The sequence below is a fragment of the Kitasatospora sp. NPDC059812 genome, assembly GCF_042732075.1.
Taxonomy (GTDB): domain Bacteria; phylum Actinomycetota; class Actinomycetes; order Streptomycetales; family Streptomycetaceae; genus Kitasatospora.
This window is the reverse complement of record NZ_JBHWIO010000015.1, coordinates 1-13774: the sequence shown is the minus strand read 5'-3', so window position 1 is coordinate 13774 and position 13774 is coordinate 1. Positions and strand designations below refer to the sequence as shown.

Here is a 13774-nt window from a genome sequence, read left to right as displayed (position 1 = left end):
GCCGGAGCCGAGCGCGGCCGGCCGACTCGTGGACAGGGGTGCACGTGGTGTCGTCGGATTCGGCCGATCCGGGGGTGACGCCCGCGACCCGCGGCGCGAGGTTCCGGGCGTGGATGCTGGAAGGCCTGTCGGACATGGCCAAGCAGCACCCCGGCCCGCACGCCGAGGCGCCGCACGTCAAGGGCCAGCGCTGGTGGCGGGTGATGTGCCTGACCGGCCTGGACTACTTCTCCACGCTCGGCTACCAGCCCGGCATCGCCGCCCTCGCCGCCGGCCTGCTCTCGCCGCTGGCGACCATCGTGCTGGTGATCGTCACCCTGCTCGGCGCCCTGCCCGTCTACCGGCGGGTCGCCCAGGAGAGCCCGCACGGCCAGGGCTCGATCGCGATGCTGGAGCGGCTGCTGTCGTTCTGGCAGGGCAAGCTCTTCGTTCTCACGCTGCTCGGCTTCGCGGCCACCGACTTCATGATCACCATCACCCTGTCGGCCGCCGACGCGACCGCGCACCTGGTGGAGAACCCGCATCTGCACAGCGTGCTGACCGGCAAGCAGGTGACGATCACCCTCATCATGGTGGCCCTGCTCGGCGGGGTCTTCCTCAAGGGCTTCAGCGAGGCGATCGGCATCGCCGTCGTCCTGGTCGCGGTCTACCTCGCGCTGAACGTCGTGGTGGTGACCAACGGACTCTGGCACGTGCTGAAGGCCCCGCACGTCGTCGGCGACTGGACCGACGCGCTCACCGCCGAGCACGGCAACGTGATCGCGATGATCGGCGTCGCACTGATCGTCTTCCCGAAGCTCGCGCTCGGCCTGTCCGGCTTCGAGACCGGCGTCGCCGTGATGCCGCACATCGAGGGCGACCCGGACGACACCGAGGAGAAGCCCACCGGCCGGATCCGCGGCGCCCGCAAGCTGCTCACCACCGCGGCCGCGATCATGAGCTGCTTCCTGATCACCACCAGCCTCATCACCACTCTGCTGATCCCGGCGGACGCCTTCAAGGCCGGCGGCCAGGCCAACGGACGGGCGCTCGCCTACCTCGCCCACCAGAACCTCGGCAACACCTTCGGCAGCGTCTACGACCTGTCCACGATCGCCATCCTCTGGTTCGCCGGCGCCTCCGCGATGGCCGGACTGCTCAACCTGATGCCGCGCTACCTGCCCCGCTACGGCATGGCCCCGCACTGGGCCCGCGCGGTGCGCCCCACCGTGATCGTCCTCACCCTGATCGCCTTCCTGGTCACCTGGCTGTTCGACGCCAACGTGGACGCCCAGGGCGGCGCGTACGCGACCGGCGTGCTGGTGCTGATCAGTTCGGCCGCCATCGCCGTCACCATCGCCGCCCACAAGTCCGGGCAGCGCCGCAGGACGGTCGGCTTCGCCGTGATCGCCGGGGTCTTCCTCTACACCACGGCCGTGAACATCGCCGAGCGGCCGGACGGCGTCAAGATCGGCGGCTGCTTCATCGCCGGCATCATGCTGGTCTCCTTCCTCTCCCGGCTCAAGCGGGCCTTCGAACTGCGCGTCACCGACGTGGTGCTCGACGCCGTCGCGGAACGCTTCGTCCGGGACTACATGCACCGCCCGCTGCGGCTGATCGCCAACGAGCCGAACAGCCGGGACCTCGCCGAGTACCGCGACAAGATCCGCCAGATCCGCGCCGACAACGACATCCCGGTCGAGGACGACCTGGTGTTCGTGGAGGTCACGGTGCTCGACCCGTCCGACTTCGAGGCCGAACTGACCGTGCGCGGCGAGGTGCTGCACGACCGCTACCGGGTGCTGACGCTGCAGAGCTCCAGCGTGCCGAACGCGCTGGCCGCCCTGCTGCTGCGGGTGCGGGACCTCACCGGGCAGCAGCCGCACATCTACTTCGAGTGGACCGAGGGCAACCCCTTCGCCCAGTTCCTCAGGTTCTTCCTGTTCGGCCAGGGCGAGATCGCCCCCGTCACCCGCGAAGTCCTGCGCGAGGCCGAACCGGACCGCAGCCGCCGCCCGGCCGTCCACGTCGGCTGACGGCACCTCCCCGCCGAACGGGTCGACCGTCTCCGCCTCTGCTCAGTGGCAGTCCAGGTCAGTGGCAGTCCGGGTCGTCCGGGTCAGCGGCTCGGGTGGGACTTGCTCCAGGCCGGGGCGACGAAGGCCACCAAGGCGACGGCGAAGCCGAGTTGGAGAAGGTGCCGGATCCAGTCGATGCCCGAGGTGTGGCGGACGCCGATCCATCCGGAGACGGCGTTGCCGAGCCAGGCCCCGGCGGCGCCGAGCAGCATCGTCAGCCACCAGGGGATCGACTGCGGCCCGCGCAGGATCAGCTTGGCCAATACGCCCAGCACGAAGCCGATGAGCAGAATCCACAGGAGCTGGAACATCGCAGTCCACCTTCCGGGCGCCGCCGGACTGACACCGGCGCGCCGAATCGCCGAGACGCGGTTCGTCCCATGATCGCCCGGATCGGCCGAACGGGCACGTCGGGAGCTTCTACGGCTCCGGCCGCACCTGCTCGGTCCTGAGCTTCACCGAGGACTCCTGGCGGCCGGCTCTCAACGCTCCAGTGCCGCCTCGACGGCCTCGCGGACGTCCGGGTGCGGGTCGTTCGCGAGGCCGTCGAGCAGGGCGGCGACACCCGGGGTGGACCAGCCGGCGACGGCCCACACCAGTTCCTCGCGCACGGTCGGGTCCGGGTGGGCGGCCAGCCGGGCGAGGCGGTCCAGTGGGCCGCGGCGGCGGCGCCCGAAGCTCTGCAGGGCGGCGAGCAGTTCGGCGGGGTCGCCCGGCTCGCCGGCGGCCTCGATCCGGGCGAGCAGGACGGGCACGGGCGGCGGCGGGGCGTCCAACGGGTGCTGGTGGCGCTCGCGCAGTCGACGGCTGCCGTACCCGCCGACGGGCTGGCAGCCCATGCAGGGACAAGGCCGGGTGCCGTGGGCGTTCGGCTGGTAGCGCCAGCCGGAGACCTGCGGCACGCCGCGGATCCGGTGGACCTCGCGGGCGCCCACCGCGCGCGGCACGAACACCTCCCAGCCGCGCGGGTCCGCCAGTTCGGCGATCCGCCGCACCGCCTCGGCGGCGGGTACCCGCTGCTGGGCGTCCCTCGCGCGGTCCCGGTAGTGCCCGGCCAGCACCTGCTGCGTGTCGTCCAGCCGGAGGTGCACCGCGACCAGCGAGCCCCCGGTGCCGAACCGGGCCAGTTCGCGCAGCCACTGGTGGGTCAGCGGGTACGAGGGCAGTACCGGGAAGCAGTACAGCCCGCGCACCCCGCCCTGCCCCCGGCTGTCGGCCCGGATCCCGGCGCGGCGGATCCGCGGCGAGTTCGCCGCGGCGGTCAGGTGCACGAACATCGCCATGGCCCGGGATGCTAGCGGCTGGCCGACCGCGGGCCCATCGGATTTCCTCGGGAGGCGGGGCAGGAGGCGTCAGGCGGTCCCCGTGCGGCGGGTGATCAGTGCGGCGAGGCCGTCCAGGATGCGGTCCAGGCCGAAGTCCAGGGCCTGGTCGCGCCCGTCCTCGCCGGTCATGGCGGCGGCCAGGGCGGGGTAGCGGTCGGCGTGCTGGTGCACCAGCGTGCCGAGGGCGGTGAGGAGTTCGGCTTCGGGGGAGCCGTCGGGCCCGGCGGCGCGGGACTGCTGGGCGATGCTGCGGACGTGTCCGGCGAGCAGGACGGCGGCGTCCATCCGCTCGGGGCCGGTCAGTCCGTGGCCGTCGAGGGCGGTCACCACCCGTTCCAGCCAGGTGAGTTCCTTCGGGCCCATCACCCGGGGGCCGACGGTGGCGTCGAGCAGCCACGGGTGGCGGCCGAACGAATCGGTCAAGTGGTGCGCCCAGGACGTGAGTTGACCACGCCAGTCGTGGGCGTGCCGGTCCTGCGGGGGCTCGCCGACGGCGGCCTCGACCATCAGGGCGACGAGTTCGGCCTTGCCGGGCACGTAGCGGTAGAGCGACATCTTGGTGAAGTCGAGCAGCCCGGCGACCTTCTGCATCGAGACCGCGCCCAGGCCTTCGGCGTCCGCGATCTCGACGCCCGCCGCCGTGATCCGCTCCAGGCTGAGGGCCGGTTTCGGCCCGCGGGTGGGCTTGGCCGGGGGGCCCCAGAGCAGCCGCACCATGTCGTTCGCCGCCTCGCTCACATTCCGCTCCCGTTCTGGGGGTTGCTCGTCCGACCTAACTGCGTCTACCGTACACAGCAGCAAACAGTATCCACCGGACACAGTTTCTCGATCCTCTCGGACGGAGTGGTTTCCCATGAGCACCAAGGTCCTGATCTCGGGCGCGAGCATCGCCGGCCCCGCCCTGGCCCACTGGCTCAGCCGGTACGGCTTCGAGGTCACCGTCGTCGAACTCGCCCCGGCGCTGCGCGGCGGCGGCCAGAACGTCGACTTCCGCGGCCGCACCCACCTGACGGTGCTGGAGCGGATGGGCGTCCTCGACGAACTGCGCGCGCTCGACACCGGCGGCAGCCCGATGACCTTCCTCGGCGCCGACGGCCGCCGACTCCTGCACCTGCCCGCCGAGTTCGCGGGCGGCGAACTGGAGATCCCGCGCGGCGAACTCGCCCAGCTGCTGTACCGGCACAGCTGCGCCCGCGCCGAGTACGTCTTCGGCGACTCCATCACCGCCCTGGAGGAGACCCCGAGCGGCGTGCGGGCCGCCTTCCGGCACGGCGCGCCGCGCGAGTTCGACCTGGTGATCGGCGCCGACGGGCTGCACTCCAACGTCCGCCGGCTCGCCTTCGGCCCCGAGCAGCGCTACGTCCGCCACCTCGGCTACTACGCGGCCACCTGGCAGTTCCCCAACGACCTCGGCCTGCCGCCCGGTTCGGTCGGCCTCAACGTCCCCGGCCGGCTCGCCTCGATCGGCGCCGACCACCGCGACCCGGCCCGCGCGGGCGCCTTCTGCCTCTTCGCCTCGCCCGAACTGCGCTACGACCGCCACGACCAGGAGCAGCAGAAGGCCCTGGTGCGGGACGCCTTCGCGGGCCTGGGCTGGGAGGTGCCGCGCCTGCTGGAGAGCCTGCGGCACGCCCCCGAGCTCTACTTCGACTCGATCAGCCGCGCCGACGTCCCCACCTGGTCCAGCGGCCGGATCGCCCTGCTCGGCGACGCGGCCTGCGGCGCCACCATCGGCGGCATGGGCACCGGCACCGCCGTGGTGGCCGCGTACGTCCTGGCCGGCGAACTGGCCCGCGCCCGCGGCGACCACCGCACCGCCTTCGCCCGGTACGAGCAACTGCTGCGCGGCTACGCCCAGGGCTGCCAGAAGGGCGGGGACCGCACCGGCCCGTTCCTGGCGCCGCGCACCGCCACCGGCCTGCGCGTGCGCAACGGGCTGCTGAACCGGCGCTGGGTGCTGAACCGGATGCTGGAGCTCGGGAAGCAGGTCTCCAGCGTCGAGCTGCCGGACTACGAGCTGCCGAAGGGTGGGCTGCCGGACTACGAGCCGCTGGAGAGCGAGCTGCCGGAGAGCGAGCTGCCGGAGAGCGAGCTGCCGAAGTGCGCGCGCGAGTCGGCCGGTCGGTTCAGTGCGGCGGGCTGATCCGGGCGCCGCCGTCCAGGGCCGCCTCCACCTGGACGGCCGCCCGGGCCGGGCGCTCGACGGCCAGCGTGTGGTCCGGGGCGGGCCGGTCGGCGGACCAGTCCGGGCCCTTGACGGCGAGCCGGGTGACCCGCCGGCTGCCCGCCGCGAGCAGGAACTCCGCCCCCTGCGGGGAGCGCCACCAGGCCCAGCCGACGACGTCCTGCTCGAACCGGCTGCACGCCCGCCCCGGGCCGCCGCCGGTGCGCTGCGGGCCGCGGGCGGTCGGCAGCAGGACGGCGGTGGCGGCGCTGCCCTCGCCGGTCCATCGGTCGGCGCGCAGGCAGACCCAGGACGCCGAGCCCGCGTTCTGCGGCAGCGGCTGCACCGCGAAGGCCCACAGGTTGAGCTGCTTGACGCCCGGCGTGCCGTCCGGGACGGCGCAGCCCGCGCGGGCCCAGGCCAGCAGCGCGTCCTGGCCGGTGGCCTCGCGCGGCTCGCGGGCCGGCTGGGTGCGGTCCGGTGGCGGGGAGTAGGTGAGGTGCGCGGGGACGAGCCCGCCGAGGTCGGTCAGCAGGAAGGCGTGCTTCTCGGCGATGGCGGGGGAGGAATGCAGCTGGAGCACCGTGGCGCCGTGGCAGTCCGCGAGCCCACCGCCCGGGACCGCCGCCGTGACCCCGTCAGGGTGGTCCAACGGCCGTGCAGGGGAGTCGGGTTGGTCGATCCGGCGGGTCTCGGCGGCGTCCACCCAGGGGGCCAGCAGATAGCGCACGGCGGTGCCCTGGCGGCGCAGCACCACCGCGCCCGCCGTGGTCACGTCCGAGTCGTCGGCCCGGGCGAGGTCCAGGCCGCCGTCGCGCCCGTCGGTGTAGCGGGCGAGCCGCCGGCCGTCGAACAGCACCACCACGGCGGCGCCGTCGACCGTCCCGGCGAACAGCAGGGCGGGCGGGGCGACGGGCGGCGTGGCGTCCACACCCGGCTCGGCGCGGGTCTGCGGGCCCGGCTGCTCCCAGGCGGCCAGGGCGCGGCCGAGCAGCGCGCCGTCGTCGCGGCGGTCGCCGCGGGCGGGCCAGGCGGTGAAGTCGACCCGCGCGGTGTGCTGCCACCGGTCCGGCTCGACCCGGGTCAGGCGGGCCGGGTCGGCCGCGGTGCCGGACGGGGCGGGCGCGGGGCGGGCCGCGGGCGCGGCCGGGCCGGAGTCGGCCACCACGGCCGCCGTCGTGCTGAGTCCGAGCAGGCCGACCAGCAGCACGGCGCCCCACGTCCGGCGGCGGCGCAGCAGGTCGGTGGGCTGGACCCGCACCGCGCACGGGTCGAAGGCCGGCGGCTCCGGGTCCGCCCCGCCGGTCACACCGGCCGCCGCAGCGACGGCCTCCTCGGGGCGCTCGACCCCGGCCTGTCGCAGCGCCCCGGCCGCCTGCTCCGGCGTCAGCCCCTCCACCGCGCGCAGGGCGAAGGCCGCCCGGGCGGGGGCGTCGAGCGCCGCGAGCGCGTGGTCCAGCGCCGCGTCCTCCTCGCCGCCGTGCGGGGTGAACAGCCGCAGTCCCCAGGTCCGGGGAGCGGGCAGCCGCCGCGCGGGGTGCGGCCGCAGCGCTGCGCGCAGCACCCGCAGGCGCAGCGCGGCGTACACCGGGTCCTCGTCCGCCGCCGGCGGACCGGCCGGGCGGGTCCAGCGGGAGGGCAGGGCGCGCTGGACGGTCGCGTGCGCGGCCAGCACCCGGCTGTGTCGGTCCCGGTCGGCGGGCAGCGCGAGGTACGCCAGCCGGGCCAGCCTGCGGTAGTGGCGCACCAGCGCGGCCTCGGCCTGGGCCACCGGGCGCGCCGCGGCGCCCTGCGCCGGCGATGCCGCGCCCATCGTCCGTCCTGCCAACGGGCCCTCCCCGGATGCCGTGCGTGCTGTCGTGGTGGACGGTCCAACGAGTCGATCATGTGATGGTTGCGCCGTCCGGGTCGCCGGGTCGGTGCGTTGCTGGTTTCGGCGAGGCGGCGGGTGGGCGGCGGTTCGGCACGGTGTCGGATCCGCGTTCGGCGGGCGGGCCCAAGGTCCCGCCCGTTCAGCCCCTTGGCCCCTGGCGGCCCGTGCCGCCGGGCGCGATGCTGCCGGTACCGGCCGGGACGATCCGCGCCCGGCCGCAAGAGTGTCGTGGACGAGGTGAACCGGCGTGCGGCATGCCACCGTCGAATCAGTGATGACCAGCCCCGTGGTCCGGGTCGCGCCCGAGACCGGCTTCCGGGAGATCGTCGCGCTGCTGACCGAGTACGACATCACCGGGGTGCCGGTGGTGGACGCGCAGGGGCGGCCGCTCGGGATCGTCTCCGAGGCCGACCTGCTGCGCACGCTGGCCGCGCAGGAGGATCCGGGCGCGCTGCTGCCCGCCCCCGAGGCGGCGCCGGCCGGCCCGGGCGGTGCCGTGACCGCGGCCGACCTGATGACCGGGCAGCCGGTCTGCACGACGCCCGGGACCAGCGTGGTCGCGGCGGCCCGGCTGATGAGCCGGCACGGGCTGAAGCGGCTGCCGGTGCTGGACGAGGACGGACGGGTGACCGGCATGGTCAGTCGCGGGGACCTGCTGCGGGTGTTCCTGCGCGAGGACGTGGTGATCCGGCGGGAGATCGTCGAGGAGGTGCTCGGCCGGATCGACGGGGTGAGCCCGGCGGAGATCGGCGTCGAGGTCGATCAGGGCCGGGTGGTGCTCAGCGGTACGGTGCCCGAGCCGTACCTGGTCCCGATCGTGCTCAACCTGTGCCGCTCGGTGGACGGCGTGGTCTCGGTCACCGACCGGCTCGGTGCGGGCGGGGCGGCCGCTCCGGTGGGCTGATCCGTCGATCCTGCGATCCGACCGCTGTGCGCCGCCCCGGCCCGGGCGGTTCGCTTCGCATACTGCGGAGCGTATCGGGTAACTCACCCTGTGTGCCCGGCGGGTCGAACTGCCGGGGCGGCGGAGCACAGGGGAGGCGGCCGTGGCGGTCGTATTCGACGCGGACTTCACTTCGACCAGACAGTGGACTGCCGGGCGCACCAGTGCCTACCCCCGGATGGGGCCGACCAACCGGAGCGACCACAAGCTCGACTACCTCGGCCGCGGCTACTGCCCGGGCGGCGTGTTCAGCGCCACCCGGCGGCTCGTCGGCGGGCTCTGGACGTGCAACCTGCTCACCACCGAGGGCAGTCCGGACGGCTTCCAGGCCCGCACCGGCGACCAGCTGTCGGCACGCATCACGCTGCCCGTCGGGCTGGGTGCCTGGCCGGCCGTCTGGACCTGGCGGGACGGCGGCAACGAGGTCGACCTCTTCGAGTACCACCCCGACCACCCTGACCTGTTGGAGTTCTCCAACCACGTCCGGGGCGGGTACCGGTACTGGCACGGCGCCGGCTCGGGGATCGCGCCCGGGTCGACCTTCGACCTGCGGGTCGTGCTCGGCGCGAACTCGGTGGACTGGTACGTCGAGGACGAGCTGGTCTACGCGGACCTGCACGGGGTCGGTCCCGGCTGGCAGGCGTACCTGATCGTCAACCTGTCGGTCGCGGACGGCACGTACCACGACCGGCCGCCGCTGCAGGGGCCGGACCGGCTCAGCTGGGTCTGCCACAGCCTTCAGGTCGAGCGCTGAGCGTCCCGCCTCACGGGGCGAAGGTGGCGGTGACCGGGCCGCGCGGGCCGGAGCGCTGGAACCAGACCGTCCGACGGTGCGCGCCGATGTGCGCGGGGTGGGCCACGTACAGGTCGTCGCGCGGGGCGCGTTCGTTGCCGGGGGCCAGGGCCGCGTCCACGGCGCGCGCGGCGATGGCGTGCAGCAGGGCGGTGGCGGTCGCTTCGGCCGCGGGCGGTGCGATGGCGAGCGCGGTGAGTTCGGCCCAGAGCGCGGTGGAGACGTAGCTGATCGGGGAGTGGCCGAGCGCGGGATGGGGGCGGTGGTCCCCGTGGCGCCGCAGCACCCCGGCCGTGACGAGCTGCTCGGGCGAGCGGTCGTCGGCCGGTGGGTGGTGGTTCATGGGCGGCAACGCTACCCCGGTGGGCCGGGCGCTGAGCGCCGGAACGTTTTCTCAGGCTTTCTTCAGGGCGCTTCGGCCCGGTGCGGGCGCACGATGGTGGTGAGGCGCTGGTCACCTCGGCGGGCCCCGGCTGCGGGGCCGGAGGAGGAGGTCCCCATGAGGTACTGGCACGGACACGGCCACGTCCTGGGTGGCTGGGGCATCGGTGTGATGGCGGTCTTGACGCTGCTGGTCCTGCTGGTGCTGGTGCTCGCCGCCATCGCCCTGTTCCGGTACGTGTCGCGGTCGCGTCGACCTCTGCCGTACGGCCCGGCGGGTCCGGGTGCGGCGGGGCCGGGTTCGGGTTCGGCGGCTTCGGGTGCGGCGGGGCCGGGGTGGGGCGCACCGCACGGCGCGGCGGCCGGGCCGACGCCCGAGCAACTGCTCGCGGAGCGGTTCGCGCGTGGCGAGATCGACACCGAGGAGTACCGGCACAGGCTCGACACGCTGCGTTCGGTGAACGGGCCGGGTGACGGCTGAGCCGGGGCGCACGCGGGCCCGCCACACGGTGGTGCGTGTGGCGGGCCCGTCTGCGGTGGCGGCCTGGCCGGCGTTTGCGCAGCCCGTTCGGCCTGCGCGGTCTACTCGGCGTGCGTGGCCTGCTGGGCCTATTCGACGACCAGCTCGACCGGGATGTTGCCGCGGGTGGCGCGCGAGTACGGGCAGACCTCGTGCGCCTGCTTGACCAGCTGCTCGCCGGTCCCGTCCGCGAGTGCCTCGGGCAGTTCGACGCGCAGCACGACGGCCAGGCCGAAGCCGGCGCCGTCCTTGCCGATCGACACCTCGGCGGTGACCGAGACCTCGCTGGTGTCGACCCGGGCCTGGCGGCCGACCAGGCCGAGGGCGCTGGCGAAGCAGGCCGCGTAGCCGGCCGCGAACAGCTGCTCGGGGTTGGTGCCCTGGCCGCTACCGCCGAGCGCGGGCGGCATCGCGAGCGCGAGGTCCAGCTGCCCGTCGGAGCTGACGGCGCGGCCCTCCCGGCCGTTGGCGGTGGCGGCTGCGGTGTAGAGCGCGTCCATGGTCGGTTCCCTTCGTGTGTTCCGGCGGCCGCCCGGGCCGCCCTCTGGAGATAAGTAGAGCACGCAATTCAATTGCGCACAACTGAATGGCGTGAGGGTGATCGGTACCATGGAGCCATGACCACGCTCCCCGGCATGGCGGACGAGGAACTGCTCCGCCTCGACCAGCAGATCTGCTTCTCGCTGAACGCGGCCTCCCGCGCCTTCGGCGGCGTCTACCGGGTGCTGCTCCGCGACCTCGGACTCACCTACCCCCAGTACCTCGTCCTGCTCGTGCTCTGGGAGGACGGCGACCTGCCCGTCAAGCGGATCGGCGAGCGCCTGCGGCTCGACTCCGGCACGCTCTCCCCGCTGCTCAAGCGGCTGGAGGCGGCCGGACTGGTGCGGCGCGAGCGCAGCCCGGAGGACGAGCGGTCGGTCACCGTCAGCCTCACCGCCGAGGGCTCCGCCCTGCGCGAGCGGGCCGGCCAGGTGCCGCGCCGGCTGTTCGGCGCGACCGGGCTGCCGGTCGAGGACCTGGCCGCGCTGCGCGTACTGCTGGAGCGGGTGACCGCCGCGCTGGACTCGGCGGTGGTGGAGCCGGCGCCGTAGTCGCGGCATCCTCCCTGTCAAGTCGGGCGGTCCGCAGCCTGTGACGTGGGTCACGTGCGTCTGGGTCCCGGGCTCCTGTCGGGGCCGAACCGGCAGGTCAGCGCCGGTTTTCGAAAGTGAACGGAAACGGTCGCCAATTGTCCGCCCGATCCGGTCAACAACCCGGGCCGCCCGGACGGTTACACCACGAGCCCCCAGGGGCCGTCGGCGTGCCACCCGGTGGGCCGGCCAGCTGACCCACGAAAGGGGGGCGCGTGTGCTGAACACCCCCGGGCCGGGCGAGAAGCGGGACCTGCGGGCGGACCCGCTCGGCGCGCTGCCGGCCGACTTCGAGGCCTTCTTCACCCGCGAGCACCCGGGTTACCTCCGGTACGCCCAGCAGCGCCTGCGACATCGCGAGGACGCGCAGGACGCCGTCCAGAACGCGGGCGCCACGCTCTACAAGAACTGGCGCCGCGCCCTGGCCAGCGCCGACCCGCAGGCCTTCGCCTTCAAGATCGTCAAGGATGCGGTGGTGGACCTCCTGCGCGAGCGCCGCCGTGCCGAACGCAAACGGCTGCGCGTCATCGCGCAGCGTCGGCCCGACACCAGCCAGGACGAACTGGACCAGCTCGCCGAACTCGACGCGCTGGACTGGGCGATGGAGGAACTCGCACGCGCCGCCCCGGTCCAGGCCGACGTCGTCCGGCTGCGCCAGGCGGGCCTGTCCTACCCGGACATCGGCCGCAGCCTCGGCATCGCGCACACCACCGCCCGCACCTACTACAGCCTCGGGCGGCGCCACCTGGAGTACCTGCTGGAGCAGCCGGACGACGGGCAGGCGCCGTGAAGGTCACCGAACTGCTGCGGGCGGACGCCGCCCTGCTGGAACGCGAGTTCCGCGACCACGACCCGGCCGCCTTCACCCGTCGGCTGGCCGAGCGGCTCGCCGCCGCCCGCCGGCCCGCGCCACCCGCCCGCGAACGCCCGGCCCGCCCGCCCGCAAACGCCCGGCCGCCGCACGCATTCGGCGAGCCCCCGTGGGCCGGCGGCCGGACCGAGCTACGACGCGACCTGCGGCACCTGTGCGCCACCGTGGCGGGCGCGGTGGACCCGGCCGAACTGGCTCTGGACCTCGAACTCGCCGAGAAGACGGCCTTCCGCACCCTCGGCTGCCTGCTCTACGGGATGGGCCGCACCGCCGACGGCGTCTTCTGGTGGCGGATCGCGACGCAGTACGGCGACCAGCTGGCCGTGCACTGCCTGGCCGTCCACTACGCGGCCGAGGGCGAGACCCGGGACGCGGCCCGCTGGGCCGCCCAGGCCGAGGACCTCAGCGCCCCCGGTCACCTGCCCGCCCTGGCCCCGGACGCCGGGCCGGGCGGCGCCGCGCAACTGGCGCGGGAACTGGCCGAGCGCTACGACGGCGAGATCCTGCTGACGCTCAGGGACGTGCTGGCGGTGCGCCCGGGGGCGGACGGCGGACGGCTGGGCCTGCGGTCGGTGCGGGGGAGAGGGGTGGTGCGCATCCGGTGAGCCGGGCGGTGGGGCGGTGGGGCGCTGGTGGGTGGAGGGCGGTGGTGGTGGCAGCGGGGCGGCCGCCGCCCGCGGGCTCACGCGAGCCCCGTGATGGCGTCGCCGACGTACTCGGCCCCGATCACGGCCAGCACGGTGGTCGTGATCGCCGTGCTGTGGGTGGCCAGCCAGGCCTTCCACTCCCCGAGGGTCCGCGCCGAGCGGTCCCCGCGGAGCAGGTGGACCGCGAGCGGAAGCAGCGTGCACAGCGAACCGATCAGCACCATCAGTGCGGCGGCCACCACCGTGCCCCCGACCCCGGCCGTACTGGCGGCGATCGAGGCCGCGCCGCCGACGGCCAGTGCCAGGTTCTTCGGGCCGGTCGTGACCAGGGCCACCGCGAGACCGGCCGACCGGCCCGCGCTGAAGCGGCCCACCTCCCGCATCCACCTCGGCGGCGCGGTGACGTGCCCCGCGCGGGGCCGGTCGCGCCACTGCTTCCCGGTCATCAGGACGAACAGGACGCCCAGCGCGAGCTCCAGCCAGTACAGCCAGGCCGGCCGGCCGCCACCCGAACCCAGTGCGCTGCCCGCCGCCACCACGACCGCCACCACCGCCGCCAGGCCGACCGCCCAGCCGGCCGCGAAGGCGAGCGCGATGGTCCGCCCGCGCGGTGCGGCCAGCATCAGGACCACCGCGACCAGCGCCGGCGGGCTGATCGCGAGGCCCACCGCCGACGCCAGCATCGAACCGACCGCCTCGCCCATCCCGCTCCCGCCTCCTCGCCGTCGCCCGGGCTCGCCCGGCGCAGCCGCCGTCAGCGCCCGTCCGGCGCAGCCGCGGTTCGGGCTCGTCCCGTGAAGCCGTTGCCCCGGGGCGTCCGGTGAAGCCGCTGCCCCGGGCCTGCTCCGCCGGGCACACGTCTGCCCCATTCAGCTACGCCCGGGGCCGCCGTGCACGGCCGGGACCGCTGTGCGGGTGAGGCCCGGGGGCTCAGGCGCGGAACGGCCGTCGTTCGACCGGAACCGCCGGGGGGGGGGGCCCCCCCGGGGGGGGGGGGGCCGCCGCGGGGGGGGGGCCCCCCCCGCATACGCTAAGGCCCAACACACAGCGCCGCCGCGGAGCGCGGGCGC

At 74.8% G+C, this 13774-nt stretch carries 15 protein-coding genes; 8 read left to right on the top strand and 7 right to left on the bottom strand.

The annotated features are described in order from the left end of the window. The first annotated feature begins 113 nt into the window (after positions 1 to 113). Positions 114 to 2015: an amino acid transporter gene (locus ACFV6D_RS10695; protein ID WP_380343972.1), complete on the top strand. Its 1902-nt coding sequence runs from the start codon at positions 114 to 116 to the stop codon at positions 2013 to 2015. 83 nt (positions 2016 to 2098) lie between these two features. Here the strand turns inward: ACFV6D_RS10695 and ACFV6D_RS10690 are convergent, their stop codons facing one another. The 3 genes from ACFV6D_RS10690 to ACFV6D_RS10680 form a co-directional block, all read right to left on the bottom strand. Beyond that, positions 2099 to 2368 carry a GlsB/YeaQ/YmgE family stress response membrane protein gene (locus ACFV6D_RS10690; RefSeq protein ID WP_363582603.1) on the bottom strand — a complete coding sequence of 90 codons (270 nt, stop codon included), beginning with the start codon at positions 2366 to 2368 and terminating at the stop codon, positions 2099 to 2101. Between the two features lie 171 nt (positions 2369 to 2539). Then, complete coding sequence (locus ACFV6D_RS10685; protein ID WP_380559234.1) at positions 2540 to 3340, bottom strand: HEAT repeat domain-containing protein; 801 nt, start codon at positions 3338 to 3340, stop codon at positions 2540 to 2542. 69 nt (positions 3341 to 3409) lie between these two features. Beyond that, the gene (locus tag ACFV6D_RS10680; RefSeq protein ID WP_380559232.1) at positions 3410 to 4120 is read right to left on the bottom strand and encodes a TetR/AcrR family transcriptional regulator; all 711 of its coding nucleotides are present in this window, start codon (positions 4118 to 4120) and stop codon (positions 3410 to 3412) included. A 115-nt stretch (positions 4121 to 4235) separates the two neighbouring features. On the opposite strand from ACFV6D_RS10680, the gene ACFV6D_RS10675 reads away from it, so the two are divergent. Further along, positions 4236 to 5525: an FAD-dependent monooxygenase gene (locus ACFV6D_RS10675; RefSeq protein ID WP_380559230.1), complete on the top strand. Its 1290-nt coding sequence runs from the start codon at positions 4236 to 4238 to the stop codon at positions 5523 to 5525. On the opposite strand, the gene ACFV6D_RS10670 is transcribed toward ACFV6D_RS10675, so the two are convergent. Continuing rightward, a complete protein-coding gene (locus ACFV6D_RS10670; protein ID WP_380559228.1) occupies positions 5509 to 7359 on the bottom strand; it encodes a hypothetical protein in 1851 nt (616 codons plus the stop codon). The genes ACFV6D_RS10675 and ACFV6D_RS10670 overlap by 17 nt on opposite strands. A 334-nt stretch (positions 7360 to 7693) precedes the next feature. Here ACFV6D_RS10670 and ACFV6D_RS10665 point away from each other — a divergent pair, with 334 nt between their 5' ends. Together ACFV6D_RS10665 and ACFV6D_RS10660 are read left to right on the top strand one after the other, a co-directional pair. Continuing rightward, the gene (locus ACFV6D_RS10665; protein ID WP_380378345.1) at positions 7694 to 8323 is read left to right on the top strand and encodes a CBS domain-containing protein; all 630 of its coding nucleotides are present in this window, start codon (positions 7694 to 7696) and stop codon (positions 8321 to 8323) included. 142 nt (positions 8324 to 8465) lie between these two features. Then, positions 8466 to 9116, top strand: coding sequence for a hypothetical protein (locus tag ACFV6D_RS10660; RefSeq protein ID WP_063350699.1), 651 nt, complete (start codon positions 8466 to 8468; stop codon positions 9114 to 9116). 10 nt (positions 9117 to 9126) lie between these two features. On the opposite strand, the gene ACFV6D_RS10655 is transcribed toward ACFV6D_RS10660, so the two are convergent. Beyond that, on the bottom strand, positions 9127 to 9498 hold the full coding sequence (locus tag ACFV6D_RS10655) for a hypothetical protein (protein WP_380429920.1): 372 nt from the start codon (positions 9496 to 9498) through the stop codon (positions 9127 to 9129). A gap of 156 nt (positions 9499 to 9654) precedes the next feature. Here ACFV6D_RS10655 and ACFV6D_RS10650 point away from each other — a divergent pair, with 156 nt between their 5' ends. Further along, entirely contained in the window at positions 9655 to 10017 is a 363-nt protein-coding gene (locus tag ACFV6D_RS10650) for a hypothetical protein (RefSeq protein WP_063350701.1), read from the top strand. A 128-nt stretch (positions 10018 to 10145) separates the two neighbouring features. Here the strand turns inward: ACFV6D_RS10650 and ACFV6D_RS10645 are convergent, their stop codons facing one another. Further along, complete coding sequence (locus ACFV6D_RS10645) at positions 10146 to 10556, bottom strand: organic hydroperoxide resistance protein (RefSeq protein ID WP_063350702.1); 411 nt, start codon at positions 10554 to 10556, stop codon at positions 10146 to 10148. 117 nt (positions 10557 to 10673) lie between these two features. Here ACFV6D_RS10645 and ACFV6D_RS10640 point away from each other — a divergent pair, with 117 nt between their 5' ends. The 3 genes from ACFV6D_RS10640 (at position 10674) to ACFV6D_RS10630 (ending at position 12662) form a co-directional block, all read left to right on the top strand. After that, on the top strand, positions 10674 to 11147 hold the full coding sequence (locus ACFV6D_RS10640; protein ID WP_380429923.1) for a MarR family winged helix-turn-helix transcriptional regulator: 474 nt from the start codon (positions 10674 to 10676) through the stop codon (positions 11145 to 11147). 256 nt (positions 11148 to 11403) lie between these two features. Then, complete coding sequence (locus ACFV6D_RS10635) at positions 11404 to 11976, top strand: RNA polymerase sigma factor (RefSeq protein WP_063350704.1); 573 nt, start codon at positions 11404 to 11406, stop codon at positions 11974 to 11976. Next, on the top strand, positions 11973 to 12662 hold the full coding sequence (locus ACFV6D_RS10630) for a hypothetical protein (RefSeq protein ID WP_063350705.1): 690 nt from the start codon (positions 11973 to 11975) through the stop codon (positions 12660 to 12662). Before ACFV6D_RS10635 ends, ACFV6D_RS10630 begins: the two co-directional genes overlap by 4 nt. A 77-nt stretch (positions 12663 to 12739) precedes the next feature. Here ACFV6D_RS10630 and ACFV6D_RS10625 read toward each other — a convergent pair whose 3' ends face one another. Continuing rightward, on the bottom strand, positions 12740 to 13408 hold the full coding sequence (locus tag ACFV6D_RS10625; RefSeq protein ID WP_380559226.1) for a GAP family protein: 669 nt from the start codon (positions 13406 to 13408) through the stop codon (positions 12740 to 12742). Positions 13409 to 13774 lie beyond the last annotated feature (366 nt).